The sequence below is a fragment of the Nitrospira marina genome, from assembly GCF_059568365.1.
Genome location: NZ_JCANTH010000001.1, coordinates 2,899,769 through 2,925,204, shown reverse-complemented (window position 1 = coordinate 2,925,204; position 25,436 = coordinate 2,899,769). Strand labels below are relative to the sequence as shown.

Annotated in this window: 20 protein-coding genes and 1 pseudogene; 18 read left to right on the top strand and 3 right to left on the bottom strand. The window is 49.5% G+C overall.

What is annotated here, in order from left to right; genetic code table 11:
• Positions 1-100: 100 nt before the first annotated feature.
• The 12 genes from LX98_RS12340 (at position 101) to LX98_RS12285 (ending at position 14,239) form a co-directional block, all read left to right on the top strand.
• Complete coding sequence (locus LX98_RS12340; protein WP_496429187.1) at positions 101-1,111, top strand: zinc-binding alcohol dehydrogenase family protein; 1,011 nt, start codon at positions 101-103, stop codon at positions 1,109-1,111.
• Positions 1,112-1,263: 152 nt separating this feature from the next.
• Positions 1,264-1,566 carry a nuclear transport factor 2 family protein gene (locus tag LX98_RS12335; RefSeq protein ID WP_496430604.1) on the top strand — a complete coding sequence of 101 codons (303 nt, stop codon included), beginning with the start codon at positions 1,264-1,266 and terminating at the stop codon, positions 1,564-1,566.
• A 534-nt stretch (positions 1,567-2,100) separates the two neighbouring features.
• Entirely contained in the window at positions 2,101-3,591 is a 1,491-nt protein-coding gene (locus LX98_RS12330) for a TM0106 family RecB-like putative nuclease (protein ID WP_496429186.1), read from the top strand.
• A gap of 25 nt (positions 3,592-3,616) precedes the next feature.
• A complete protein-coding gene (locus LX98_RS12325) occupies positions 3,617-4,309 on the top strand; it encodes a response regulator (RefSeq protein ID WP_496429185.1) in 693 nt (230 codons plus the stop codon).
• A 29-nt stretch (positions 4,310-4,338) separates the two neighbouring features.
• Positions 4,339-5,721: an ATP-binding protein gene (locus LX98_RS12320; RefSeq protein WP_496429184.1), complete on the top strand. Its 1,383-nt coding sequence runs from the start codon at positions 4,339-4,341 to the stop codon at positions 5,719-5,721.
• Between the two features lie 198 nt (positions 5,722-5,919).
• Positions 5,920-6,231, top strand: coding sequence for a hypothetical protein (locus LX98_RS12315; RefSeq protein ID WP_496429183.1), 312 nt, complete (start codon positions 5,920-5,922; stop codon positions 6,229-6,231).
• A 77-nt stretch (positions 6,232-6,308) separates the two neighbouring features.
• Positions 6,309-7,322 carry a phosphate ABC transporter substrate-binding protein PstS family protein gene (locus LX98_RS12310; protein ID WP_496429182.1) on the top strand — a complete coding sequence of 338 codons (1,014 nt, stop codon included), beginning with the start codon at positions 6,309-6,311 and terminating at the stop codon, positions 7,320-7,322.
• A gap of 202 nt (positions 7,323-7,524) precedes the next feature.
• Positions 7,525-9,732, top strand: a complete 2,208-nt coding sequence (locus LX98_RS12305) for an ABC transporter permease subunit (RefSeq protein WP_496429181.1) — start codon at positions 7,525-7,527, stop codon at positions 9,730-9,732.
• Between the two features lie 11 nt (positions 9,733-9,743).
• Complete coding sequence (gene pstA / locus LX98_RS12300) at positions 9,744-11,375, top strand: phosphate ABC transporter permease PstA (RefSeq protein WP_496429180.1); 1,632 nt, start codon at positions 9,744-9,746, stop codon at positions 11,373-11,375.
• A 115-nt stretch (positions 11,376-11,490) separates the two neighbouring features.
• Positions 11,491-12,297: a phosphate ABC transporter ATP-binding protein PstB gene (gene pstB, locus LX98_RS12295; protein WP_496430603.1), complete on the top strand. Its 807-nt coding sequence runs from the start codon at positions 11,491-11,493 to the stop codon at positions 12,295-12,297.
• 29 nt (positions 12,298-12,326) lie between these two features.
• Entirely contained in the window at positions 12,327-12,986 is a 660-nt protein-coding gene (gene phoU / locus LX98_RS12290; protein WP_312640144.1) for a phosphate signaling complex protein PhoU, read from the top strand.
• Positions 12,987-13,171: 185 nt separating this feature from the next.
• Positions 13,172-14,239, top strand: coding sequence for a sugar phosphate nucleotidyltransferase (locus LX98_RS12285; protein ID WP_496429179.1), 1,068 nt, complete (start codon positions 13,172-13,174; stop codon positions 14,237-14,239).
• Between the two features lie 431 nt (positions 14,240-14,670).
• On the opposite strand, the gene ppk1 is transcribed toward LX98_RS12285, so the two are convergent.
• Both ppk1 and LX98_RS12275 read right to left on the bottom strand, forming a co-directional pair.
• Positions 14,671-16,830 (bottom strand): polyphosphate kinase 1, encoded by a 2,160-nt coding sequence (gene ppk1 / locus LX98_RS12280; RefSeq protein WP_496429178.1) that lies wholly within the window; start codon positions 16,828-16,830, stop codon positions 14,671-14,673.
• A gap of 138 nt (positions 16,831-16,968) precedes the next feature.
• Positions 16,969-18,411 carry a CHAD domain-containing protein gene (locus LX98_RS12275; protein ID WP_496429177.1) on the bottom strand — a complete coding sequence of 481 codons (1,443 nt, stop codon included), beginning with the start codon at positions 18,409-18,411 and terminating at the stop codon, positions 16,969-16,971.
• A gap of 467 nt (positions 18,412-18,878) precedes the next feature.
• Between LX98_RS12275 and LX98_RS12270 the strand changes: the two genes are divergently transcribed.
• The 6 genes and pseudogenes from LX98_RS12270 to LX98_RS12245 all read left to right on the top strand — a co-directional run bounded on the left by LX98_RS12270 (position 18,879) and on the right by LX98_RS12245 (position 24,261).
• Positions 18,879-19,676, top strand: coding sequence for an inositol monophosphatase family protein (locus tag LX98_RS12270; RefSeq protein ID WP_496429176.1), 798 nt, complete (start codon positions 18,879-18,881; stop codon positions 19,674-19,676).
• Between the two features lie 90 nt (positions 19,677-19,766).
• A pseudogene (locus LX98_RS12265) lies at positions 19,767-19,898 on the top strand (winged helix-turn-helix domain-containing protein); the annotation flags it as partial.
• Positions 19,899-19,997: 99 nt separating this feature from the next.
• A complete protein-coding gene (locus LX98_RS12260; protein ID WP_496429175.1) occupies positions 19,998-21,557 on the top strand; it encodes a Ppx/GppA phosphatase family protein in 1,560 nt (519 codons plus the stop codon).
• A gap of 285 nt (positions 21,558-21,842) precedes the next feature.
• Positions 21,843-22,460, top strand: a complete 618-nt coding sequence (locus LX98_RS12255) for a DUF47 family protein (RefSeq protein ID WP_496429174.1) — start codon at positions 21,843-21,845, stop codon at positions 22,458-22,460.
• Positions 22,461-22,515: 55 nt separating this feature from the next.
• Positions 22,516-23,508 (top strand): inorganic phosphate transporter, encoded by a 993-nt coding sequence (locus LX98_RS12250; protein WP_496429173.1) that lies wholly within the window; start codon positions 22,516-22,518, stop codon positions 23,506-23,508.
• Positions 23,509-23,868: 360 nt separating this feature from the next.
• Positions 23,869-24,261: a polymer-forming cytoskeletal protein gene (locus LX98_RS12245; RefSeq protein WP_496429172.1), complete on the top strand. Its 393-nt coding sequence runs from the start codon at positions 23,869-23,871 to the stop codon at positions 24,259-24,261.
• Positions 24,262-24,375: 114 nt separating this feature from the next.
• Here LX98_RS12245 and LX98_RS12240 read toward each other — a convergent pair whose 3' ends face one another.
• Positions 24,376-24,873: a histidine phosphatase family protein gene (locus tag LX98_RS12240; RefSeq protein ID WP_496429171.1), complete on the bottom strand. Its 498-nt coding sequence runs from the start codon at positions 24,871-24,873 to the stop codon at positions 24,376-24,378.
• Between the last annotated feature and the right edge of the window lie 563 nt (positions 24,874-25,436).

The window sequence follows — 25,436 nt, the reverse complement described above, 5'->3', positions numbered from 1 at the left end:
CTTCCACCTGTTTCGATGTGAAGTGCAAAATTTCACCGATGTGTAGTTGCATGAACCGCCTATTTCCTATTTACACCATCAGCACAACTGGAGACTCAGAATGAAAGCCGTTGCCTACAAAACACCTGGTCCGATTGAGCGTGAAGACGCCCTTCAAGATATCACCCTCCATAAACCCAAAGCCGAAGGCCGTGACTTGCTCGTCAAGATCATGGCCGTGTCGGTCAACCCCGTGGACACCAAATTGCGCCTCCGTGCTGCCCCCGAAGGCGATTGGGGAGTCCTTGGATTTGATGCCTCTGGCGTGGTCGAGGCCGTGGGGCCTGAGGTGCGAAATTTCAAATCGGGCGATGCGGTTTTTTATGCCGGATCCATCGCGCGACCCGGCACCAACAGCGAATATCATCTTGTCGATGAACGCATCGTCGGCCGCAAACCCGCCAGCTTGAGTAACGCGGAGGCCGCAGCTCTTCCGCTCACGGCGATTACCGCCTGGGAAATGCTGTTTGACCGGCTCGATGTCAAACGCCCGACTCCGCAGGGAGGCAACGCCATCTTAATCATTGGTGGCGCAGGTGGCGTCGGCTCGATCACCATCCAACTTCTGCGGGCATTGACCGATCTCACGGTGATCGCTACCGCCTCGCGTCCTGAAACACAGGATTGGGTTCGCGAATGCGGCGCCCATCACGTGATCAACCACCGCCAGCCTTTAGCACCTCAGGTTGAGGCACTGAGTCTCGGTGCTCCCGGGTTTGTGTTCTCAACAACTCAGACCGGCAAGCATCTAACCGATATCGTCGGACTGATTGCCCCGCAGGGCCGTTTTGGTCTGATCGATGACCCGGACGTGCTTAACGTCATGCCCTTCAAGCTCAAGGCGGTGTCAATTCATTGGGAAATGATGTTCACGCGTTCCCTCTTTGGCACACCGGATATGGCGGAACAGGGCAAGCTGTTGAACGAAGTGGCCGCGCTGGTCGATGCGGGACGTATCCGTTCCACCGCGACCGAAGTCGCCGGCAAGATCGCTGCGGCGACGCTGCGTGCGGTGCATGCGCAGCTCGAAAGCGGCTCTGCGCGGGGCAAGATTGTGCTAGAAGGGTTCTGATTCGCTGCGTAGCAGAGGCGAATCACCCCATTGGAGTGTTGACATGCAGGACAAGCTGGAAGCGAATAAGCAGAATGCCATTGCCTGCTCACCGCACTGTGTACTTGGGGAATCCCGCCTAAGCTGTCCCACTGTATGTCGGAGGTGAATAGATTCAACACAATCCGCGCGTAGGGGACGGGACGCAGGCGTTAATTGATTATTTCAAGGAAAAGGCGGAGCAATACCTCACCCAGGAGATTGAGTTCGTCCGTGCGATAGCCGAGGGAGACCTCGTCGCCTTACACACTCATTTGACGTTCTCAAACAATGAAGAATCCGTCACGATGGATTTCTTTAGATTTGATTCGAACGAGAAGATCTTTGAGCATTGTGATGCCATTCAAGAAGTTTTACCTGAATCAAAGAACGGAATTAAGAGTACAAGCGGCATTACTACTTCAAATCACAGGTAACGATCTTAAAGCCGTGCAAGGCGACAAAATGATTCTCAAATCCTTGGTAGCGCTTCTATTTGAGGTGTTTGATGAAATGGCGAACATATGAACGGACGGATTTGATTAAAAACTTAATTCCAACTTCCCAATACATAAATTGAAATCCTCCTCTGATTGTGGGACATGTGCCATAACCAGAAAAATTGGGATGAGAAAGTTTTCGGGTTCAATTCTTTTATTTGATAAAGGGAAGTGTAATGGCCGGAAGTTGCCGGAAGGTTAGGCGCCGATAACATCAATGTAAACAATGCGTAAATAGAAGGCTTGAATGGAGGACTAGCAGGTCGCCCGGGATTTCGAAACACTCAAACAAGGATTGAGGCTACGACTGCCTTATCAGCCGGAGAGTTTCGTTGAAGTTTTTCCCCGTTGCGTTCTTTAACGCCTTCACCTTTCCGTTCGGTCTTTTCTGTCTGTTGTGCTAGTATGGGTGCCATCAGTGAATACAGGATTATCACCAATGTGAACATCTGCTTCGTTCCTTCCTGAAACATGGCCCGGCAACGAGTCACCGCCCAAGACCTCTATAACTACACCAAGTGTCTGCATCGCGTATACCTGGATAGCAACGGCGATCCCTCCGAAAAATCCGAGGTCAGCTCATTTGTGAAATTGTTGTGGGAGGTGGGGTTGCAGACTGAACGGGATTATATTACTTCGCTCGGCGATCAGGAGATCGTAGATCTGCAAAATCTTGCCGTAGAACCGGCATTCCAGGAAACCCTGTTGGCCATGGAGCACGGAGCCGCTGTGATTTACCAAGGCTGTCTGATCCATGAGCACTTTGTGGGGCGGCCGGATTTGTTGGTGAAACGTGAGGATGGAGCGTCTCGCTTTGGCGAATATCTTTATGAGCCGATTGATATTAAGGCTGGAAAGGGTTGGGAAGAAACGGACGGCAAGAAACCCAAGTTTAAAGAACATTACGCCTTTCAGATTTTGTTTTATCGGCTGGTACTTGAGCAGATCCAGGGAACAGTTCCAGGGGGTGGCCGGATTATTAATGTAGACAAAAAACTTGAAGAATTTGATCCGGCTTTCTTTGAAGAACGTTTTAACCAGGCCATGCAGGACGTTCAGCAATTGGTGTCCGGAGACGAGACTTCGGAGCCGGTGCTGGGAAGTCACTGTACCATGTGCGGATGGTTTAGCCGATGCTACCGATGGGTGAAAGACCAGTCCGATCCCACCGGTTTATTTTTTGTGGGCAAGCAAAAGTTTTCGCTCAGGGACCAGGGGCTTCGGACGATTCAAGATATTGCTTACATGGATGTGCAAACTTATCTCAAGCCGCCTCATAAGATTCCGCGAATGGGAAAAGTCTCACTGACCCGGATGAAAGAGCGGGCGCAGGTTCTATTAGAGGGAAAGCCGAGGATACGCTCCGGTTATTGCTTCCCGGAGGTTGATCGGGAGATCTATTTTGATATTGAAGATGACCCGACCCGTGGCGTCACCTATCTGTTCGGAATGGTCATTCAGGATGGGAAAAGACCCTCTCATTTTACCTATTTTTTGGCTAAAAGGCCCGAAGACGAAGAGCAGACGGTCAGGGACTTCTGGCAATTTATTCAATCGACGGAACAAGCTGTGTATTATGTGTATTCCCATAAGGAGCGATCGACGCTGAAACGTCTGATGGAAAAATATGATCTGGACGCCGATACGTTTGAAAAATATAAGTCCTGTGAATTTGATTTGTATCAAGACCTCATTGTGGAATACTCTGACTGGCCGACATTTTCTTATGGGATTAAACATATCGCCAAGTTTATCGGATTTCAGTGGAGAGACCTAGACCCGTCCGGGGCCAACTCCATTGCCTGGTATAACGATTATTTAGCGAATCCGGCCAATGAAGCGCTGCTAAATAGAATTTTGGAATATAACGAGGATGATTGCTATGCCATGGCAGCCATCACACGATATTTTGAAAATCACGCCCACAAGACTCAGGGGATGGCTAAAAAGCTGGCGCCTTGAGAACCACGGTTGAGGAGAATGGACTATGGCTGCAACGGTATTAGTCGTTGATGATGAAAAGGATCTGGTGGAGTTGGTCAAGTACCACTTGGAAAAGGAAGGACTTAAGTGCTTGGAAGCGCGTGATGGAGAAACGGCTTTGCAGATGGCAAGGGAACGTACTCCGGATCTTATGGTCCTGGATCTGATGTTGCCGGGGGTGGATGGTTTAGAGGTCTGCCGGAAATTGAGGAAAGACCCGAAAACGTCTTCGATCGCCATTATTATGCTGACGGCGAAGGCTGAAGAGGTCGATCGGATTGTCGGGTTGGAAATGGGGGCGGACGACTATATGGTGAAACCCTTTAGCCCGAGGGAACTCCTCGCCAGAGTCAAGGCGGTGTTGCGGCGGGGACAGGGGCAGGACATGCCGGCGCTCAAACGGGTTGGAACGCTCGAGATCGATGAAGGAAAGCACCAGGTGACGGTGGACGGAACCGTGGTGGAATTAACCGTCAAGGAATTCGATCTGCTCTGTGCGTTGATACGGGCGAATGGCCGGGTCCTGAACCGGGAACAAATATTGGAAACGGTATGGGGCTATTCCAACGCCGTGGATATAGAATCGCGAACGGTGGATGTGCACATTCGGCGGCTCCGGGAAAAGCTAGGAAGCGAATGCGCACGCATTGTCACGGTCAAAGGTGTGGGCTATCGTTTTGAGTCGGGGACAGTCTAAGGTGAAAATGATGAATGCGACCTTGATCAATGCGTAATCCTTCGCTCATTTTTGTTGGTTGGATGGTGGCCTCCATGATCGGTGTGGGTGTGTCGGTGGCCTGGGCATGGCCATTCTGGGCGATCGTGTTGTTGGGGGCTGGTCTGGTTGGCGTGGCGGTGTTGCTGACCCGGGATATCTGGGATCAGACGAGAGAAAACCATGAAGATGTCATGACAGGCGTTCGTCAACTTGAGCAGCTCAGCGGGATTGATGAAGAGAGGACTTCTCGTGTGTTGTTACCCGATGCCTTTGGAGGCCATATCCAGCGTCTGGTGGAAAACGTGAAGAAACGTATGACCGGCCTCGAGGAAGAACGCACGAAAATTATTGCCATCATGGAAAATATGGTGGAAGGGGTGGTGGCCTTTGATCCAAAGGGAAAGGTGTTGTTCACCAATTCCAGCGCCCATCGAATCTTGGGATTGGACGCCCAGGCGATTCAGGGACGATCGCTGTGGGAAATCATCAGAAATCAAGAACTGGCAGGTCTGGTTGAAGGTTGTCAGGAACTGGCGTGGCATGAGCGACGACAGGCAGAGGTAGAATTGCATCCTCCCGTCTCCATGGTGTTAGAGGTCTATGCGCTCCCTTTTCCCTTTTCCAATCAGAAGAAGGGGAGTGTGCTGGTGTTGCACGATGTCACCCAATTGCGTCGCTTGGAACAGGTACGGACGGAGTTTGTTGAGAACGTGTCCCATGAACTGCGCACCCCGCTGACGGCCATTGTCGGATATTTGGAAACGCTTGTGGATGAACCGTCATTGGAAACTCCGAACAATCGGAAATTTGTGCAGGTTGCCTACCAACATGCGGTGCGGCTCAGTAGGTTAGTAGAAGACTTACGCAGCCTCTCGGAAATCGAATCGGGAAAAGTCGTATTGCGTTGTGAATCGGTGCCGTTGTGTGAAGTGGCGCAGGATGTCTGTGAGATGTTTCAGCACCAACTGTCGAAAAAAAATCTGCAAATCTCCAATATGATCGGAGTCGAATTTCGTGCCTGGGTTGATAGAGATCGGTTGATTCAGATTCTGGTGAATCTCGTGGATAATGCCATTAAGTATACGTCCGACGGAGGCACCATATCGTTTCAAGCCATCCTTTTGAGAGATGAGCGGATCTCATTGCAGATTAAAGATACAGGCCAGGGGATTCCTTCAACGGATCTTCCGAGGATTACCGAACGATTTTATCGGGTGGATCGAGCGCGGTCCCGTGAAGAAGGTGGGACAGGCCTTGGGCTCTCCATCGTCAAGCATCTGCTTCAACTGCTGGATGGCAAACTTCGCATCCAGAGTGAATTGGGTAAAGGCACCACCGTGGAGGTGATCCTGCCGATATCCAGACCTACTCCCTCAAGCCAATCTTTGTGAGATTTCGTGTTCTCTCCCGGGTAACTCCCTTCCTCTAGTGTTTCCACCTAGTCCCCGCAAAAAAACGTTACACAGTTGTAACCCGAACCTCACAGAGGTGCAATAGGCATTTGCTAGGATTCCAGGGCAGGGTTAAATAGTTAGACTACGGAGCTTTGGATCTGTCTCAACGTAAGACGACAATGAGGGGAGAGGCCCATGGGAACAAAAAGCACAGAATGGATTGCTCCGGTTGATGTGGAACGGAAAGATCATGATCAGGTGTTAGCGGTCATTTCCGCCAGTCCGGGTGTGACGATAGAAGCACTTTTGGAGCATTTGCCATGGATGCGGTGGGGGCATTTATTTTTCATTCTTGGGGAATGCCTGCAAGAAGGGTCCGTAATCTTGTGCCAAAAGAAGTTTCAATTTGAAGTCCGGGCCATCCATTCGTCGTCAAGCGGAAATGAGGAGAATGTCCTGAGGGGAAGTATTCCTTCAAAACCGGGAGATTGGTGGATGGGTATTTAACACGTTCGTAACATTGCTGTTACATGGAAGAAACCTGTTGGACCTACACTATTTATTCACATGAGGAGGCATGATTGATGAAACACAGTCAGAAACGAAAGCAAATGTGGGTGTTGGGCTTGGGGATAGGGCTGTTCATGGGCTGGACCGGGACCGCCATGCTTGGGGCCTCCATTGTTTGGGCTAAAGATGAGATGGAAGATCCTAATTGGGTGAATTATGCCAGAGTGAGTGGCGTATCCGGAAACCTCAATAGCATTGGCTCGGATACCCTGAATAATCTTATGACACTATGGGCTGAAGGATTCCGGAGGCAATATCCGAATGTCAAAATTCAAATTGAGGGGAAAGGATCAAGCACCGCTCCACCTGCTCTCATTGAAGGCACGGCTCAATTGGGACCGATGTCTCGTAAGATGAAGGGGAAAGAAATCGATGCCTTTGAGTCGAAGTTCGGTTATAAACCTACCCCCTTTCCCGTTGCGATAGATGCGTTGGCGGTCTATGTCAATAAGGACAATCCCATTCAAGGGATGACGATTGAGCAAGTCGACGCAATATTTTCCAAGACCCGGCAGCACGGATATAAGGAAAACCTCTCCAGTTGGGGCCAATTGGGCTTAACCGGAATGTTCGCCGATATGCCGATTAGTATCTATGGCCGGAATTCGGCGTCGGGGACCTATGGGTTTTTCAAAGAAGTGGTGCTGGAAAATGGTGATTATAAGGATGAAGTGAAGGAACAGCCCGGTTCGGCTTCTGTCGTGCAAGGGGTGACTGAAGATCAGGCAGGGATCGGATATAGCGGTATTGGATATCGAACCTCTAGTGTCAATGCGCTTCCTCTTTCCATGAAGGCAGGGCAACCCTTTGTGGAGCCCACTTATGAAAATGCCATCAAGGGGGAGTACCCCTTGTCACGGTATTTGTTTGTGTATGTGAACAAAGCTCCCAATCAACCGTTGTCGCCGATTGTTCGAGAGTTTTTGAAATATGTGTATAGCCGTGAAGGACAGAAAGTCGTCATTAAAGATGGCTATTTCCCCATTCCGGAAAAGATTATTGGGAAACAGTCGGAGCACCTCAAGTAGAAATATCTTCAGGAACATCCTGACCGCCTCCCGGAGAAACCTTTTGGAGAACGGTTGGGTGTTCTAATATCATTTTAGCCCTGTTTCTGATTTCCCTTCACACATGATGCCACCCGTATCTTCCTCCTCTTCTTCTTTAGAATCTCATAGACGATCATTGGCTGGCGTATCCCGACCTGGCACTCGAAGGCGGATCCGTCACGTGTTTGATCGCGTGGCCAAATATATCGTCGGGGCCGGAGGCCTGGCGACGATTGTCAGTATCCTTGGGATTTTTGTGTATCTGGTGTGGGAAGTCATTCCTTTGTTTCAACCCGCGACCGTCTTTCCTGAGTTGACTCTGCCTGTGGCTATTCCCGGGACTCAATTTTCCGAACGGACTCACATGATGGTGGGAATTGATGAATACCGTGAAGTTCCGTTTATTTTTGAAGGGAAACAGCTCAAATTTCTTTCCTTACCCAATGGCACGCCAATACCGGAGGCAGGAGGGGAGTTGTCGATCGAAGGTGAGCCGACTTCTGTGGTACGTGTCGGGTTAAAGGGCCATACCCTTAGCGTCGGGACCGATCGGGGACTCGTTTATCTGGTCAAGATAATGTATCGCTCGGATTTCCAAGGGGACCAACGGACCATTCTCCCGAGTGTGAAGGTCAATGATCCTGTGCGGGTGGTTCCTGACGGAACGGGGATAACCCTACATGCGCATGTCACTCGAAGAGATGAATTTCAAACCGTCGTGGCTCTCACCGGAAGCGGGGAGCTTTGGGTGACCAGGATTGAAGAACCAGGGGATTTTTCCTTTTCGGATGACGTCGTTGTCACAACCAATCGGCTGGTCCTTCCGCCGAAGGCGTATCTGAGGACTTTGGCTCTGGATAGTGTGGGAAAACGATTGGTGGCCGGGACGAACGATGGACATCTGCTCGCATGGGAATGGGAACGGCAGGGATTTGATGCTCTGCCTCAATCCGTGCCCGTTGGTGCTGCCGGGGATGGCGTGACTGCTCTTTCCTATGTGTTAGGTGAACGAACCTTGGTGGCTGGCACCACCTCTGGAAGCGTGAGTACATGGGTATTTTCAGCCGATCAGTCCGGGCCGTTCGGAAAAATCTTGAGAAAAGTTCATACCTTCAGCCCTCATGCCCGGTCGGTGACGAGTCTCTCCGTGTCCCAACGTGATAAAGGATTTCTCACTGCCGATGAGCAGGGAACCGTGTTGCTGCATTATTCCACAACTGGCGAAACGATTTTGGAAATTCCTGGGACGGGCAGTGCCATCGAGTCGCTACGCTATGCTCCCAAAGCCGATGGCGCGGTGTGGTTGGAGAAAGGTGGCACGCTTCAGACCTATGCTATTGATAATCCTCATCCGGAGGTGACGTTCAAATCCTTATTTTTTCCGGTGACCTATGAAGGCTATGATCATCCGGAGATGATTTGGCAATCCTCCAGTGGTTCGGATGAGTTTGAGCCGAAATTAGGACTCATCCCACTCATGTTTGGGACGTTGAAGGGGACCTTGTATGCCATGGTGTTGGCCATACCTCTTGCAGTTATGGGAGCCATTTATACGGGGATGTTCATGCATCCCCATCTTCGGGCTGTGGTGAAGCCGTCTTTGGAATTAATGGCGGCTCTACCGTCCGTGGTATTGGGCTTCCTCGCGGGCCTCTGGTTTGCTCCTCTCTTAGAAAAGATTTTCCCTGCGGTTGTGGCCATCGTGGGATTGCTTCCTCTAGTGATTGCCGTCTGTTGTCTGGCGTGGCAATTTCTTCCTATTCGGGTAAAGCGATTTGAGGCGTATGGCCTTGACCTAGTGGTCATGATGGTTGCCATCGTTCTCACGGTGAGTGCCTGTTTGATGGCCAATCAGTCGATTGAGGGCTGGTTGTTTGGAGGAAACTTCAAACAATGGTTAATACAAAATTTGGGGTTAACGTATGATCAGCGCAATGCCATTGTCATTAGTTTTGCGATGGGTTTTGCGGTGATTCCGATTATTTTCAGTATTGCTGAAGATGCTATTGCCAATGTGCCGAGGCAACTTGTCGCCGGATCTCTGGCCCTGGGAGCGACGCGTTGGCAGACCTTGACCCGGTTAGTTCTCATTTCGGCCAGTCCGGGGATCTTCTCGGCATTGATGATCGGTTTTGGGCGTGCGATAGGCGAAACGATGATTGTACTGATGGCCACCGGAAATACCCCGATTATGGATTGGAGTATGTTTAATGGATTTCGTACGCTATCGGCCAACATTGCAGTGGAAATGCCTGAAGCTCCTCATGGCGGGACTCTGTATCGTGTGTTGTTCCTGTCCGGTCTGATTTTGTTTGGCTTCACCTTTACGATCAATACGATTGCCGAAATCGTCCGGCAACGGCTCCGCCAAAAATATTCTCAGTTTTAAGTCGAGCGGTTATGAAGTTTTTTCAACGGTTTTTTGCATCCGGCACATTATTTATCTGGTTGGCAGGTGGTGCCCTGGCCTGTTCTCTGCTTCTGATCGGCGGCCTCCTGGCACTAATTTTCATTAATGGTATGGGGTATTTTTGGCCGAAGGATCTTGTGCTGCTGACGCTCAAGGATGACACCCGGGTGCTTGGGGAAATCGTGGATACCCAACGCATTCCGGAAACGGTCACTGCAGATTTTCCCGATGGGCAATCTCGCATTCAACTGAAAGTAGGCAACCGGGATGTATACGGACTGGATTTCCGGTGGGTTGATGAAGCTGACATTGCCCAGCGGAACTGGCCTCAGGATGTCATCGCATTTGAACGACGGGAGTGGGGGAATTTCTATGGCTGGGTCACGGAGGTGTGGGATGGGGAGACGCGTCTGGCTCAAGGCCGGGATATCGGGTGGGACGTCTGGTATCCCTTTCTGAAGCAGGCCGAAGCTCTTCACCGGGAAATTCATCATATTGAACACGATGTGATTGGCGCCATAAACGCTGACATGGAGCGGGCGCGCCTGAATCTGAAGGTTTTGGAATCAAAAGGGGAAATATCTCAGGATTCAGCCGACATTCTTCAACGGGAAATTCAACAACGGGAAGCGGCTTATCAGGAGCAGATCGAACGATTGGTGGGGTTGTATGAGCGATTGAACCGGTATCGTGTCACCCTCATTGATGTCACCGGCGAAGAAAAAACATTTCCGGTTGGCGGCATTGTAAAGGCGTGGCGTCCGAATGCCATGACTGTGTCGGACAAAATCCTGATGTATGTGGAAAACTTCTGGAACGTGTTAACCGAAGAGCCACGGGAAGCCAATACCGAAGGTGGGATCTTCCCTGCGATTTTTGGTACGGTCATGATGGTCCTGGTGATGAGTGTGGTGGTGGTGCCGTTCGGAGTCCTGGCTGCCGTGTATTTAAAGGAATATGCCAAACAAGGCGCATTGACTCGAATGATTCGGATTGCGGTGAATAATCTTGCAGGGGTTCCGTCAATTGTCTTTGGTGTATTCGGTCTGGGGTTCTTTGTGTATGCGGTGGGAGGAACCATTGATCAATTATTTTTTTCGGCCTCCTTGCCGAACCCGACGTTTGGAACCGGGGGAATGTTATGGGCTTCACTTACCTTAGCCCTCATGACTGTTCCAGTCGTGATTGTTGCGACGGAAGAAGGATTGTCGGCAGTTCCCAGGGAGTATCGGGAAGGGTCGTTGGGTTTGGGGGCGACAAAATTCGAATCCCTCATGCGAGTTGTCCTGCCGTGTGCCATGCCGGGAATTTTAACCGGGTTGATTCTCGCGGTGTCCAGGGCTACGGGGGAAGTGGCGCCACTCATGTTAACCGGCGTCGTCAAACTTGCTCCGGCCCTGCCGGTTGATAGTCAGTTTCCTTTTCTGCATCTTGATCGAAAATTTATGCATTTGGGATTTCATATCTATGATGTGGGATTTCAATCCCCTAACGTGGAGGCGGCAAAACCGATGGTCTACGTCACGACCCTGGTCCTGGTTCTGGTCGTGCTTCTTTTGAACATGACGGCAATTGCGCTCCGCACACGGATGCGGAAGCGCTATGCTGGTGCTTCGGTCTAAATGAGGTACAATTATGGAAATCGAGCAGAATTTTCTGGAACAATCTATGCCTTTGGTCAAGACCTCCGGGGCAAAGCCTTTAAGGCGGGTGGGTGAAACGAGGCAGACGGATCCCATGAAAAAGACGTTTGTAGAATCCGAAACGGCTCAACATTCATCAACGGCTGTGTCTGCGAAAATCGTCATTCAAGATATGAACTTTTACTATGGAACCGTTCAGGCTCTCAAATGTGTGAATATGACCATTCCCGCCAATAAAGTGACGGCATTTATCGGACCTTCAGGTTGTGGGAAATCGACTCTCTTGCGCTGTCTCAATCGTCTCAACGATCTGGTCGATGGGGCCAGGGTCGAAGGCACCATTCTCCTGGATGAGGAAAATATTTATCGACCTGAAGTCGATGCGACTGATCTTCGAACCCGGGTGGGTATGGTGTTTCAGAAGATTAACCCGTTTCCGAAAACAGTCTGGCAAAATGTGGCCTATGGTCCCCAATTGCAGAAGATCCGCAAACGTGCCATCCTTGACGAAATCGTTGAAACAAGTCTTCAGGGAGCAGGATTGTGGGATGAGGTCAAAGATCGGTTACATGCCAGCGCCTTGGGTTTGTCGGGAGGTCAACAGCAACGACTCTGTATTGCGAGGGCACTTGCGGTGAATCCGGAAGTGTTGTTGATGGATGAACCGTGTTCCGCTCTGGATCCGATCTCCACCGGGAGGATTGAAGAACTTCTTCATACGTTAAAAGAACGGCTCACAGTCGTCATTGTGACACATAACATGCAACAGGCTGCCCGAGTCTCTGATTTGACGGGATTTTTCCTGTTAGGGGAATTAATCGAATTCGATGGCACCAAGAAAATTTTCACCAACCCAGGCGATTCCCGAACGGAAGATTATGTGACGGGGCGGTTTGGCTGATTTCGGGTCGAACAGAATAAAGGATCACGATGAAACGACATTTTGATGATTCGTTAGCGGATCTCAGGCAGAGAATTTTGCGCATGGGAGCGCTCGTTGAAGGGCAAATTCGTCAAGCCCTTACCGCACTTGTGGACCGTGATGATGTCGTGGCCAATCAGGTCATTCAGAATGATCGTCAGGTGAATACGATGGATGTGGTCATCGACGAACTTTGTCTCGAATTGTTGGCGCTCCACCAACCCGCGGCGAAAGACCTTCGGTTTGTCACGACCGCCATGAAAATTTCCACAGAATTAGAGCGTATGAGCGATTTGGCCGAAAATATCTGTGAGCGTGCCATCGAACTGCATGCCGAACCCCAATTGAAGCCGTACATCGATATTCCGCTCATGGCCGAGCGTGCTATTAAAATGGTGGGAGAAGCCCTTGATGCGTTTGTGCGAGGGGATTCGGTACTTGCCAGACAGGTCCTCAACGAGGATGACTACGTGGATGAACTGAATGAACAAATATTTCGTGAACTATTGTCTTTTATGATGGAAAATCCCCAAACAATTTCGCGTGCGATCCGGTTGTCATTTATCTCCAAATACATTGAGCGCATCGCCGATCATGCGACAAATGTGGCGGAACTGGTTGTGTATATGGTTGAAGGGAAAATTATCCGTCATATGAATCCGACCTGACACTTCGTCTCCTTGCCTGCTGTTTTCTCCTCGTCATTTTCTCTTGTTGGTGTGTTCCCGCTCCAGCTTCCTAGCGTCTGTCACGGAAAATTTACCTGTCTGTGACAGGGGTGTCATTTCCCAAACGTATAGTGTGGGTATGAATAATCATTAATATACACCAGCGCATGGGGAAGGAGAATGGTATGCAAAAATGGATTGACACCCGCGGAGGTTCCTCAGGGTATTTCCAAGGTCCGGTTACTCCCTTACGTTCACAAGGCCCTGGTTCGCTGTGGTCTTTGGTCCTCGCAGGTGGACATGGGGAGCGCCTTCGGGAATATACCGAACGGTGTTTCGGTGCGTATCGACCGAAGCAATATTGTACGTTTATGGGAAAACGATCGATGATCCAACATACGTGGAGGCGGGCGAAAACCCTTTGTCTTCCTCATCAGGTTGTGACGGTGATGGACCAATCACACTGGGGGCATGTACGGACACAATTGATCCAGGAATCCCTGGGACGGGTGGTCTGGCAACCTGAAAATCGGGGAACCGGCCCCGGTGTGTTTCTGCCGCTCTCCTATATTCGAGCGCATGATCCTTATGCCACGGTGGTTCTGTGGCCTTCTGATCATTTCATTTTCCCCGTTGAGCCGATGATTCAAGTGGTTCGTGATGCGGCGGCCCTGGTCCGGGAACACCCGCACCGTATGGTGTTGTTGACTGTTCCTCCTCAATCGCGGGAGCAGGACTATGGGTGGGTGATTCCAGGTGGTCGTCTCCCGCATCCGGGAGGGCTCCGGGTCAGGGAAGTGCGAAGATTTGTGGAAAAACCACAGGGATCCCAGCTTGAGGATATTGCCCTGAGTGGAGGACAATGGAATACGTTGGTGTTGATTGCCAACGTTCAAACCTTATGGGAAGCCGGACGTCAGTGTATTCCGGAGGTTGTGATGCCTCTTGATGAACATGCGGGCGGGATTGGGACCTCAAATGAACATCAACGTTTACTGCATCTCTATCGAACGATGCCCACGAGAAATTTCTCGAGCGATCTTTTATCGCTGATTCCTCAGCAATTACACATGATGGATCTGACCGGGGTCTATTGGAGTGATTGGGGAAGGCCTGAGCGCATTCAGGAAACTATCGCGTGTATGAGGCGACGTGAACTCTGTGGAGTTGCTAGTGAGGGGGTTGGCCAGGCTTGTATGACCTCCCGTCAGAACGAGGCGGTTCAGGAGAAGTGCACCGTTGTTATGGGCTAGAGAATTTGATGATTCAATGAGATTTTTGAGTCGGCTGGATGGCTGATCATGAAGCTCACGTTCGATAGATATTCTGATGACCCGGCTTTTAGGAAATAGAGCCAGCCCTGATTTTCGGGCTTGGATTATGGAGATGTTCCAAGAAAAGAGGGGAATGCATGACCAGAGTGAGATTGAAATGTGAGAGAGACTGTGCCCCAAATGCTTCGTCCCAGGGCAGATCCGGTACGATCCCATTGTGGTCCCGTAGTTGTGGTTTGGAGTGGGAGTCCGCTCATTATCAAGAGGGATGTCCGCTGAGGGAGTTGGGAGCACCGTTTCTTTCGGAATATTGGTTTTTAGTGCCTAACAAAGCCACCAGCTAAGTTTGGCAGAGGCGCGGAGATGTGTTGGCACAGCTGAAAAAACAGACAACTTCTCATTTACCGTCTTCAAAAGGAAGGCGGTTTGGTGTATTTCCCTTTCCAGTTGGCAATAAACCAATCCTGGGCCTGAAATGGTGCTTCATGCTCCAAAGGCTTAATACGAGTATAGGTTCCATCGGCTTGGAGTTGTCGCGTGTGCATGTTGTCTTTCAGGTAAGGACGCAAAACGGTCTCAACAATGAAGGCGCGGAGTGTGGGATTCTCAATCGGAAACAAAATTTCAACCCGCCGGTCCATATTGCGAGGCATGAGATCCGCACTTCCCAGAAATAATTCATCCTGCCCTCCGTTACGAAAATAATAACAGCGGGAATGCTCGAGGAATCGTCCGACGAGAGACGTGACCGTAATGGTTTGGCTGAGCCCAGGAACCCCAGGGCGGAGCCCGCACATTCCACGGACCATAAGTTCAATCCTGACCCCTGCTTGAGAGGCTCGGTATAAAGCCTGAATTGAGGCTTTGTCTACGAGAGAATTTACCTTGAATGCCAGGTAGCCGTCTCCATGTTGTTGTTGGCGGGATATTTCCCGATTGATTCGCTCGATGATATTCGTTCGAATCCCGACCGGCGCAATCAAAAGTTTCGCGTAGGAGTCTTTTTTTGAATACCCGGTCAAGGCATTGAACAGATCGGTGACATCTTCGCCGAATACCGGATGACAGGTAAATAAACTGAAATCTGTATAGAATTTGCTGGTGATGGGGTTGTAATTGCCGGTTCCGAGATGCAGATAGCGACGAATGCCATCTGATTCACGACGAACGACCATGCAGACCTTGGCATGTGTTTTCAGGCCCAGGACACCATACACCACATGGACGCCTTCGTCTTCTAATTTTCTTGCCCATTCAATATTATTTTCTTCATCGAACCGGGCTTTGAGTTCCAGGAGTACGGCAACCTGCTTGTCATTTTGGCGGGCTTCCATGAGGGCGTCTACCACAGGGGAGTTGATGCCCACTCGATAGAGTGTCTGCTTAATGGCTAACACCTTCGGATCCAGAGCGGCTTGTCGTATGAAATCCACGACGGGTGAGAAGCTGTCGTATGGGTGATGAAGGAAGATGTCTTCCCGTTTAATGAGTGAAAATAATGACTCTTTTGAGGTGGGGTCGTGCAGAATATTGGGGAAATGGGGTGGAAATTTCAGATCCGGTCGGTCGATGGCGGTGAGTTCAAGGAGATTCGACAGGCCGAGGCGGAAATCATAGGTGTAAACTTGATAGGGCGCTAAACTCAGATTTCTGACCAGGATATCTTTAATGGAATCCGGCATATGCCGGTCCAGTTCCAATCGCACCACCGAACCGAATTGGCGTAAATCAATTTGTTCCTCAATGGCAGCCAGCAGATCGCCGGCTTCATCCTCTTCGATTTCAAAATCGGCATCCCGGGTAATGCGAAAATAATAGGAGGCTTGAATCGTCAAACCCGGAAACAATAAGTCCAGATTGGCGGCGATGATATCCTCCAGCCACACAAAGTTGGTGCTTTCCGCTCCGGTGGCTAACCCCATTTGTTCATCGTCTGATACCTGCGATTCGTCTGGAATTCTGATCAATCTTGGGAACAACGACGGAACCTTAATGCGTGCAAAACATTCTCCACGCTCGGGGTCGTTCGCCACGACAGCCAGGTTGACCGTGAGGTTGGAAATATGGGGGAAAGGGTGGCTGGGGTCAAAGGCCAAAGGCGTCAGCGCGGGAAATATTTCTTTTCGAAAATATCGGCGGAGGAGGGATCGTTGTTTGGGTTTGAGGTCTTGATAGGCAAGAATGCAAATATGTGCTTGCGCCAGACGCGTCAGAAGGTCATCCTGCCAGCATTGGGTGACACGGGAGAAACTACGGAGAAGGGCGTCCCGGATTTGTCCCAATTGATCGGACGGACTCATCCCATCCAGAGCGGCTTCCAGGACGCCGCTGGACAATTGTTCGCGTAATCCGGAAATCCGGATCATGAAAAACTCGTCAAGATTATTGAAGAATATCGAAAGGAATTTAACTCGTTCCAGTAATGGATGGCTCGGATCTTCTGCCTCTTCCAGTACCCGTTTATTGAACTCCAGCCAACTCAGTTCCCGGTTCAGGTACAGCTTAGGGTCATCAAGATTATCGATGACCTCAGATAGATTGGGTGGCTTCGGTTTTATCTGATGGGTCATGACCTGATCTCCTATTATGCCTGTTATGGATGAAGAGTCATTCTACCTGATTGAGGTTATTCAGGCCCATCATCGTCAGTCCAATAAAACGGGTCTATGCCGACGTAAACGGTCAAGGAGGATTTGTGGCATAAGGCTTTATAGCTTTTTCCCATGTTTTTGAAGCTTTTGCCACTGTTTCGGGAACTGTTGATACACCTGGGATTGCTGGTTGCGTAACCGTTCGACCATCAGTCCGGTGACATAGGCTATGCCGGTTGCCCGGGAGTGCTGTTTGATAGCGAGGAGCCGTTGTTCAGCAACCACCGCATCCTGATGGTGTCCCAGAAGATCCTGCGTGTATTTCGCTTGTTCAAGAAACCGTTTGGCACGCTTGCCAAGCAAGGGCTCGGCGAGTTCAAGGGCATATCTCGCGCGTTTTAAAAGTATTCGAGTGCGATGCAGTTCAGTTTTCGGGAACAAGCTGTTTGAGACATTCACAAAATCCTGAACGTTGTGAAAGGTTTTTCTTGCTAATTCCGTAATCGTCAGTGGAGACGGCTGAAACGGTAACCGGGGTAGTGAATCCTCAAGATGATTCAGGAGATTGAGATACCGGTCACTACGCAATCCCTCCAAAAGATTGGCACGGTCCATAGACCTCTGATCTTCAAATTTCTTGAGAATCGATTGAAAGACAGGCTGTTCTTGTATGGAGAGGTCATGGAAATTTTGACGAAATGATTCCAAAAGGACATCCCCATCTCTGACTTCGCCCAACAAAGAGCCAACCCATCCCAGCTCCTGGCGGACATGCTCTGTCCATTCGGGTGCGAGAAAGGTACGCACCGCTCGAATGATGGCTCTCATGCGCCGGGTCGCGACTCGCATGCGATGGAGTGCTTCGCTATCCCGACCCAAGCGGGTTCCAGGATCATGCTGCAACATCTGAAGGAATTGGGAATGGAGCCTTTCTCGAATATGTTCTGTCGGTGGGGCTGAAGGATCACTGAGTTCGAGTGTAAGCGGATAGGGAAGTTGTAGTGCTTGAAAAATCTTGGGTTGTAATGGTTTCTCCTCTGCCCCGGCATGAAGCAAGATCTTCATGATAGGCTTGAGTTGAGCGGCTGTGCCTTCCTGAAGTTCAACCTCTACTTCCTGGAATGCATGCACAATTTTTTTGTCTTTGATGAGGGCGACGGAGTCCTGGACGACTTCAGCGATGGCCTGGCTGTCTTTTTGAATGCGTACCCCTTTTCTCTTTGTCCGGAGTTTCCCGAGATGAATGACCTCCTGTTTTCTAAAAAAAGCCGTTAATAAGTCCTGAAATTCCCAGGGAATGCTGCGACTGCCGGAATCAATGTTCAACTCCACTCGAACGGCACCGCTGGGTATCTTTAATTGCCAGACCCCATGGGCTTGTTCCACTCGTTTTCGGAGTGTCAGACCCAATTGACCGAGTCGATGGTGCTCGCTGTCAAAATAGGTGGATGTGAACACGCGGGACGGGATCGGTTCCCCCATGTCGGGAGGGATTTGGAAGCCGGGGGGAATCCGAAACTTAATTTCGTTTTCAATCGCCTGGTGAATTTTCCATGGCATGGCAACTCATCCTGCAATATTCAGTGGGCGGTGGGCCGTTTGAATCAATTCTTCACGGGATTGGGTTGATTTCCAAAACATAAGAAAGTGCGACTTTCTCAGAAAACCAATAAAAAAAAAGGAAATAATCGGTCTCATTTTACCTGAATGGATCGCAAGAAAGTGTGAAATTTTCGCGTAACTACTTATCTAAACATGATAAATGTGCTGGTGTTCCTTGTAGGGCCTATACGGCCACCTTCATGCTCTGGTAATCACAGGGAGCTGTTCTTGAGCACACTTGATCTAAGGAAACGGGTATCTCTTTCCTGCAAGCTCTGTTGCACGTGATGGGTGATTGAGTCTGCATATGACTGTGAGAAAACGTATTGTGATCCAGAATTCGAGAGAAACTGTGTCACCAAATAATGAATTTCTATATACTACCAGAGGAAAAGTGGGGTTCAATACACGCAGGAGAATAATTGATGTATAAAGGTTTGCCCAATAATCAATTGACTCAATTGTTGCAAACAGCTGTCCAGGCGGCCCACGTTGCGGCTGTTCCGATTCGTGCCTATTTTGAAAAGCAGGATTTCCGTATCAGAGAAAAAAGCGATGGTTCACCGGTGACTCAAGCCGATCAAGAGGGGGAAGCACTCATCCGCAGTCACTTGCTTTCCAACGCCGCAATCGGGCCTCTCGATATTCTTGGTGAAGAAGAAGGGTTACAGGGAACGGGAACGAGATGGCAATGGGTCGTGGATCCTATCGATGGAACACGTTCCTTTATCCATGGGATCCCGTTATTCGGTACCATCATCGCCTTGGTTGACACTCGAGAACAATTTCCTGTCCTTGGAGTGATTCATCTTCCCATGCTCGGACTCACCTATGCCGCGGCCAGGGGACAAGGGACCACCCGACAAGGAAAAGCCTTGCACCTTCCCGAAGATCTTCCCATTGATAAGGCCATTATCGGAGTGGGCGATTTTGCTCAGTTTTCCAGTGTGAATCGTGAGGCGGATTATCATCAACTGTTAAGAATGTCCGGGTATGTGCGAGGGTATACCGATTGTTTTGGGCATGGCCTGGTGATCAGTGGAGCCGTTGGCGCAATGGTGGATCCAGCTTTGAACCCGTGGGATATCCTGGCTACTCAGGTATTAATTGAGGAGGCTGGAGGGGCGGCAACCCTTCGTCCCTCAAAGGTATCCGGAAAGGTTGATGCCGTATTTGGGAACCGTTTGCTCGTTCAACATCTTACTCGGGAACTCTCCTTTTAATATTTTCGGGGTCATAGCGATGGCAGATCTCTGTATCGCCGGGATCTTTTGAACCGCGTCTGGGGACCGTAGGTCACTGTCGAAGTTCGGACCGTAGACTCTCATATAGTCCGCCTCCGGCGAAAACTGCAGCGATTGGGCGATCACGGCCCCACTATTGAAACTGTCTGGGGTGTGGGGTATCGTATTTATATCATTCATGATAGTTCTGTCCCTTCCTGAAGATTTCCTTCTTGCAACATCTGATACCGGTATTGACCACGGAATCTCTGTGGGCATGAACGGGTAAAACCGAATCTATTTTTGAAGGAGTTCAGCCACATGAAAAGGCTCGCGGTTATTGATATTGGAACTAATTCCATTCACATGGTTCTAGCCGAAATTGGAAAAGGATTTTCTTACAAGATTGTCGACCGTATTAAGGATATGGCCAGGTTAGGTGATGGAACCTTTACATCTCAGCGGTTGTCCCCCGAGGCCATGGACCGTGGATTGACCGTCCTAAAACGGTTTTCCATGCTGGCAAAGAATAAGGGATTTGATCCTATTTTACCGATTGCCACCAGTGCGGTCCGCGAGGCAAAAAATGGAGGGGATTTTTTAAAGCTCGTTCGCAAAGAACTTGGTCTTAGGGTGCGGGTCATCACCGGTGAGGAAGAGGCCCGCCTCATCTATTTAGGCGTCAGGAATAGTATGGATCTCGACCATTTTCCCGCCATGATTGTGGATATCGGGGGCGGCTCCGTGGAGTTGATGGCTTGTACACCAAGGCGCTTAAAATTTGTGAGAAGTCTCAAATTAGGTGCGATCAGGTTGAAGGATCAATTTCTCAAGGCAGATGTTCCTGATAAAAAAATGATCCAACGTCTGGAAAATCTGGTCAGTCAAACATTGAAGAAATCCTTGCCATCAAAGAAACGTGAATCTCAATTTAATCAACTTGTGGCCACATCGGGGATGGCGGGAAATCTCGCGGAAATCATTTATTTGTCTAGGACCGGACGGCCACTCTCCCAAATTGATATGGCCACAATTGAGATAGATGAAGTTCGAGAGGTTGAAAGACTGCTGCGGACAAAAGATACACAGACGCGATTGAATATACCCGGCCTGGACCCCAGGCGTGTGGATACGCTGTATTCCGGGGTGTTGGTGTTGCGTATACTTATGGAGCGTATCGGGGTCCAACAAGCGCGTATTAGTGATAAAGCGATTCGGGAAGGGGTCATTTATGATTTCATCCAGCAACATCAGGAAGGGTTACGGGCGGAACAAGAAATTCCCCATATTCGACGGCGTCAGGTCTTATTGTTGGCTAGACGATACCAGTATCCAAAAAACCATGCGCATCATGTGGCGAAGTTGGCATTAAGTTTGTTCGATCAGACTCAAGCGTTCCATCAACTTGGCGACAGGGAACGGGAGTGGTTGGAATATGCGGCTTTACTTCACGATATTGGGCATCATATTAGAGAGAACAAACACCACAAGCACACCTACTATTTGATAACCCATGCCGATCTTCCCGGTTTTTCGTCTGAAGAAGTAAACATTATGGCCAACGTGGCGCGATATCATCGACGGGGCCAACCAACGATCAGGCATAAAGGATTTCGACTCTTAAATCGCGATCAGCGAAAAGTTGTGCCATGTCTCAGTGCGATTTTACGAATTGCCGATGGCCTGGATCGGAGTCATTTTTCTGTGATCAGGAAAATTTCCATTGAATCCGGGAAGCCTCTGCGCCTCCATGTATTTTTTCGCTATGACCCGGAGTTGGAATTATGGACAACGGAACGAAGGATGAAACTCTTTGAGAAAACCTTCCATTGTCGGATTGAATTAAAGCCGGCTCCCATTGCCATGAAAACTGTCGCCTAGTCGGTCATTCTATGTGTGAACCCTTCTCTGGAAATTGTTCGGGCATTTGTGGGATACTTGCGCATTTTGAAGTCCCCAGCATAGGTTAAAATTTCGGGCTGCGGTTTGTGTGTGTCGACTTCTCCTTGTGGATCATGGCGGGTCAATCCATCATTACTGCTCACCAAAAAAAACGAATAACCGGTAGGCTAACCTGGTTTCGGCTTGGAAATTGTGGTTCCTGGCCTGCAAAGTCCATAGACGAGATTTGACCATTCTGCGCTTTCCAGTTTAAGGAGAATCCTTATGTTTAGTTTTATGCCTCGGGAAAGCGGGTTTTTTGATTTATTCGAGCAAGCATCTCAAAACGTCGTGGAAGCAGGGCAGTGCTTGAAAGCATTAATGAAGTCCTTTGATGAACCGCATACACAAATTCAACACATCAAAAATTTGGAGCACAAGGGTGACGATCTCACTCGTGACATTGTGTATAAACTGAATAAAACGTTCATTACCCCGTTAGATCGGGAAGATATTCACGCATTGGCCAGCGCGCTCGATGATATTCTGGACGAAATTGATGCGGTGGCCGAATTGTTCATGGTGTTTAAAATTGACCACCCGACGCCCACGGCACTCAAGTTGTCCGAAATCCTTCATGATGCCGCTTTAGAAGTCGGGAAAGGGATTGATCTTCTTCGTCATCAAAACTGGGATATGAAGGACTGTGCCATTCGAGTCCATAGCTTGGAAAACGAAGCTGACCGGGTGAGCCGGGAAGCGATCTCCCGGTTATTTGAAGAGGAAGCGGATCCCAAGACGGTGATGAAGTGGAAAGAGATCTATGAGAATTTTGAGATGGGTACCGATTCGTGTGAGGATGTGGTGAATGTCCTGGAACGGATCGCACTCAAGCATGGATGATGACGTCTTAGCCAAATCTTTCCGATTTTTCTGATACCCCTCCCAAAGCACCTCTGTGGCCGAATTCAGCATACTTCTCATTCTAATTATCGGCCTCGCACTTCTGTTTGATTTTTCAAATGGTTGGCATGATAGTGCCAATGCCGTGGCCACCGTCGTGTCCACTCGGGTCCTGAGCCCCACCTTGGCTGTTCTTTTTGCCGGTGTCTTGAATGTGATCGGGGCCTTTATGTCTACCGCGGTAGCTAAAATGGTAGGAAACGGAATTATCGATCCTGCCGCGATCAATGATGTGGTCATTATTTCCGCATTGGGGGGAGCTATCGTTTGGAATTTTATTACCTTACATATGGGGTTGCCTTCCAGTTCCTCCCATGCCTTGATTGGAGCCATGGTCGGTGCAGGTTTTATTCATGGTGGTGTCGAGGTGTTGCAGGGTGCCGGATTGATAAAGGTCATGGAAGCGATGGTCTCTTCTCCTTTATTGGGGTTTCTTGCGGCCTTTGTACTCATGGTCGGGTTGAGCTGGGCATTTTTTCGGGCTTCGCGAGGAAGGGCTATGAGGTTGTTTCGACGTCTTCAATTGTTGTCAGCGGGGTTTATGGCTTTGAGTCATGGAGCCAATGATGCACAAAAAGCGATGGGAATCATTACCTTGGCTTTGCTTTCTGCCGGACATATTCCTTCTGCGGAAGTGCCCAAATGGGTTATTATTTCCTGCGCACTCTCTATGGGCCTGGGAACGGCCCTAGGAGGGTGGAAGATTATTCGAACTCTGGGAATGCGAATTGCCAAGTTGGATCCTGTCCATGGATTCGCCGCCGAAACCGGGGCGGGTGTCGTGTTGATGGTTACGGCCCATATTGGATTGCCTGTCAGCACGACTCACACGATTACGTCTTCAGTCATGGGCGTGGGGGCGGTGAATCGATTGTCGGCGGTTCGTTGGGGTGTCACCAGGAGAATTGCCTATGCGTGGGTCTTTACACTTCCCGGTTCGGCATTCTTAGCCGTGGCTTTTTACCTCCTGCTGTCCGCAGTCTTCTAGTTGTTCGGTGTTGCTTCATTTTCTGTGAGTCTCCAGAATCTGTTGGCAGGTCGCATCAGGAATCTGTTTTTGCTGAATTGATAGGTTAAGATTTCCTGTTCCTTGAATCTTGACGTTAGGGCATACCGTTTCTTTCTTTCCCCTGTTTGTTTTTTTTGTAGTTCTGTTGGCCTGCCCGGTTTTGTGGATACAGTCCCATCGACCTCGTCTCAAGAAATTGGTTGTCTGAAATTGCCTCAACGGTCCCTCAATTTGGGGATGGTTCCTTTCGCATCGCTCCCTTTACTCTGACGTGTTCAAAGATTGAGTCGCGGGTTCCCTTTCACACAATACGCGGTATTGTAACCATAAGGAGGAGTTATGGCAGAATCCTATCAAACAGGCGCATTGGAAGTTTCAACGGTTGGACTTGAAGAGGAAGGTTATCAAATGTATTTGGGCCAAAAGTGCCGATTGAGCGGTGTATTGAAAGTCCAGGGGATGGCGCGAATCGATGGATTTGTTGAAGGGGAAATTTATGGGAGTGATCTGATTCAGGTGGGAAAAGATGGCAAACTTGAAGCCACCGTTAAGGCTAAGGACATTGTCGCACAGGGTCCTCTTCGTGGGGACTTCGTCGCTTTACAGAAGATACAGTTGCTGGCCCCAGCGACATTGGAAGGAAAAATCGATTCCCCGGTTTTTCTGCTAGAAGAAGGCGTCTTTGTCAATGGACTGGTGAAAATGGGAATGGCGCGCCCTGCGGGCTCATAAGTTAAGGATCCGTATTTACCCAATGTACCGATTGAAAATCATGGCATCGAAAGCGTATTGATCTATTGTTAAAAAGGTTGACGAGTGGTAAATATTGTGTCGTGCACAAGGCCCCTAGCGTAGCGCTCTGAGCTGCGCAGGGGCCATCCACCATTCTAAATTTCCCCGTCCTACTCCGACGTTTCCATCAAAAGAAATCAGGCAGCCTCCAGCCTTTTTGACCGAAAGGCCTGAGCTGTTCTTTCCAAAAATCATTAATGCGGCTGTTTGGCCAAGATGAGGTTCATGCCCGACGCACATGACGAAGGCATCCTCTGGCAATCTTTGTAAAATAGCGAAAAGCAGCATGGGAGATTGGTCATATACCAGCTCAGGGCAAAGCTGAATCGTCGCCGTGGTCTGTAGCACCTCTTTGGTTATCCCAGCCGTTTGTTGCGTACGGATTAATGGACTGCACAAGAGGTGTGTAGGCTTCACTCTAATCCGTTTGAGCCCTGCAGCGACCTGTTCAGTTTTGGCCATACCTTCTTTGGTCAAAGGGCGTTCCCGTTCAGAGCGGTCCCATTCATTTGGATTAACAGCAATCCCATGGCGCAACAAAAGACAATTCATATGAACATCTCCCTATGTTGACCCATTAAGAGCGACCATGCCGGTTATCATATCTCAAAAATACCATCTCTACAGGCTCAGCAAAAGTTAAAAATTGCCAGGGTGAAACTAAGGACCAGGAACCCCAATGAGCAATACACAGAAAGTGTTCACTTGGCATTGAAGTCGCGCAACGAAAGCAACAATAGAAAGGGGCAAGGCAACGTCATGGCATTCCTCTGCCAAACATTTTGGGCAGAAAACCCACAAGCCCGGGATTTTGGCCACCTTCATAACTACTCCGACGACGGGTACGGGTATCTTTGATAACGTTACCATTAGATCGCGATTTTCTCTTACAATGTCGATATGGGGCGCGCAAAGACGTTAAAAAAAAAGAAGAGAAGAAGGGGACGAGTAGGTGCTAACTCACGCAGATAGGACAATGCTGGATGGCCTGACATAAGCCAACACAGTATACGTATTGCCAAAGATGCTGAAGGGGCGCCTGGGTACCAAAGAGACAGGGTCTTGAAATAAACCTCTCATGATCAGAGAGCATCATAATCAGGGGAAGAAAGTAA

Coding starts and splice junctions, on each gene's coding strand:
- LX98_RS12330 (WP_496429186.1), top strand. CDS start 2,101: ATGGCCCGGCAACGAGTCACCGCCCAAGACCTCTATAACTACACCAAG.
- LX98_RS12325 (WP_496429185.1), top strand. CDS start 3,617: ATGGCTGCAACGGTATTAGTCGTTGATGATGAAAAGGATCTGGTGGAG.
- pstB (WP_496430603.1), top strand. CDS start 11,491: ATGAAAAAGACGTTTGTAGAATCCGAAACGGCTCAACATTCATCAACG.
- LX98_RS12240 (WP_496429171.1), bottom strand. CDS start 24,873: ATGAATTGTCTTTTGTTGCGCCATGGGATTGCTGTTAATCCAAATGAA.
- LX98_RS12260 (WP_496429175.1), top strand. CDS start 19,998: ATGAAAAGGCTCGCGGTTATTGATATTGGAACTAATTCCATTCACATG.
- ppk1 (WP_496429178.1), bottom strand. CDS start 16,830: ATGACCCATCAGATAAAACCGAAGCCACCCAATCTATCTGAGGTCATC.
- LX98_RS12315 (WP_496429183.1), top strand. CDS start 5,920: ATGGGAACAAAAAGCACAGAATGGATTGCTCCGGTTGATGTGGAACGG.
- phoU (WP_312640144.1), top strand. CDS start 12,327: ATGAAACGACATTTTGATGATTCGTTAGCGGATCTCAGGCAGAGAATT.
- LX98_RS12245 (WP_496429172.1), top strand. CDS start 23,869: ATGGCAGAATCCTATCAAACAGGCGCATTGGAAGTTTCAACGGTTGGA.
- pstA (WP_496429180.1), top strand. CDS start 9,744: ATGAAGTTTTTTCAACGGTTTTTTGCATCCGGCACATTATTTATCTGG.
- LX98_RS12275 (WP_496429177.1), bottom strand. CDS start 18,411: ATGCCATGGAAAATTCACCAGGCGATTGAAAACGAAATTAAGTTTCGG.
- LX98_RS12320 (WP_496429184.1), top strand. CDS start 4,339: ATGCGTAATCCTTCGCTCATTTTTGTTGGTTGGATGGTGGCCTCCATG.
- LX98_RS12310 (WP_496429182.1), top strand. CDS start 6,309: ATGAAACACAGTCAGAAACGAAAGCAAATGTGGGTGTTGGGCTTGGGG.
- LX98_RS12340 (WP_496429187.1), top strand. CDS start 101: ATGAAAGCCGTTGCCTACAAAACACCTGGTCCGATTGAGCGTGAAGAC.
- LX98_RS12285 (WP_496429179.1), top strand. CDS start 13,172: ATGCAAAAATGGATTGACACCCGCGGAGGTTCCTCAGGGTATTTCCAA.
- LX98_RS12255 (WP_496429174.1), top strand. CDS start 21,843: ATGTTTAGTTTTATGCCTCGGGAAAGCGGGTTTTTTGATTTATTCGAG.
- LX98_RS12270 (WP_496429176.1), top strand. CDS start 18,879: ATGTATAAAGGTTTGCCCAATAATCAATTGACTCAATTGTTGCAAACA.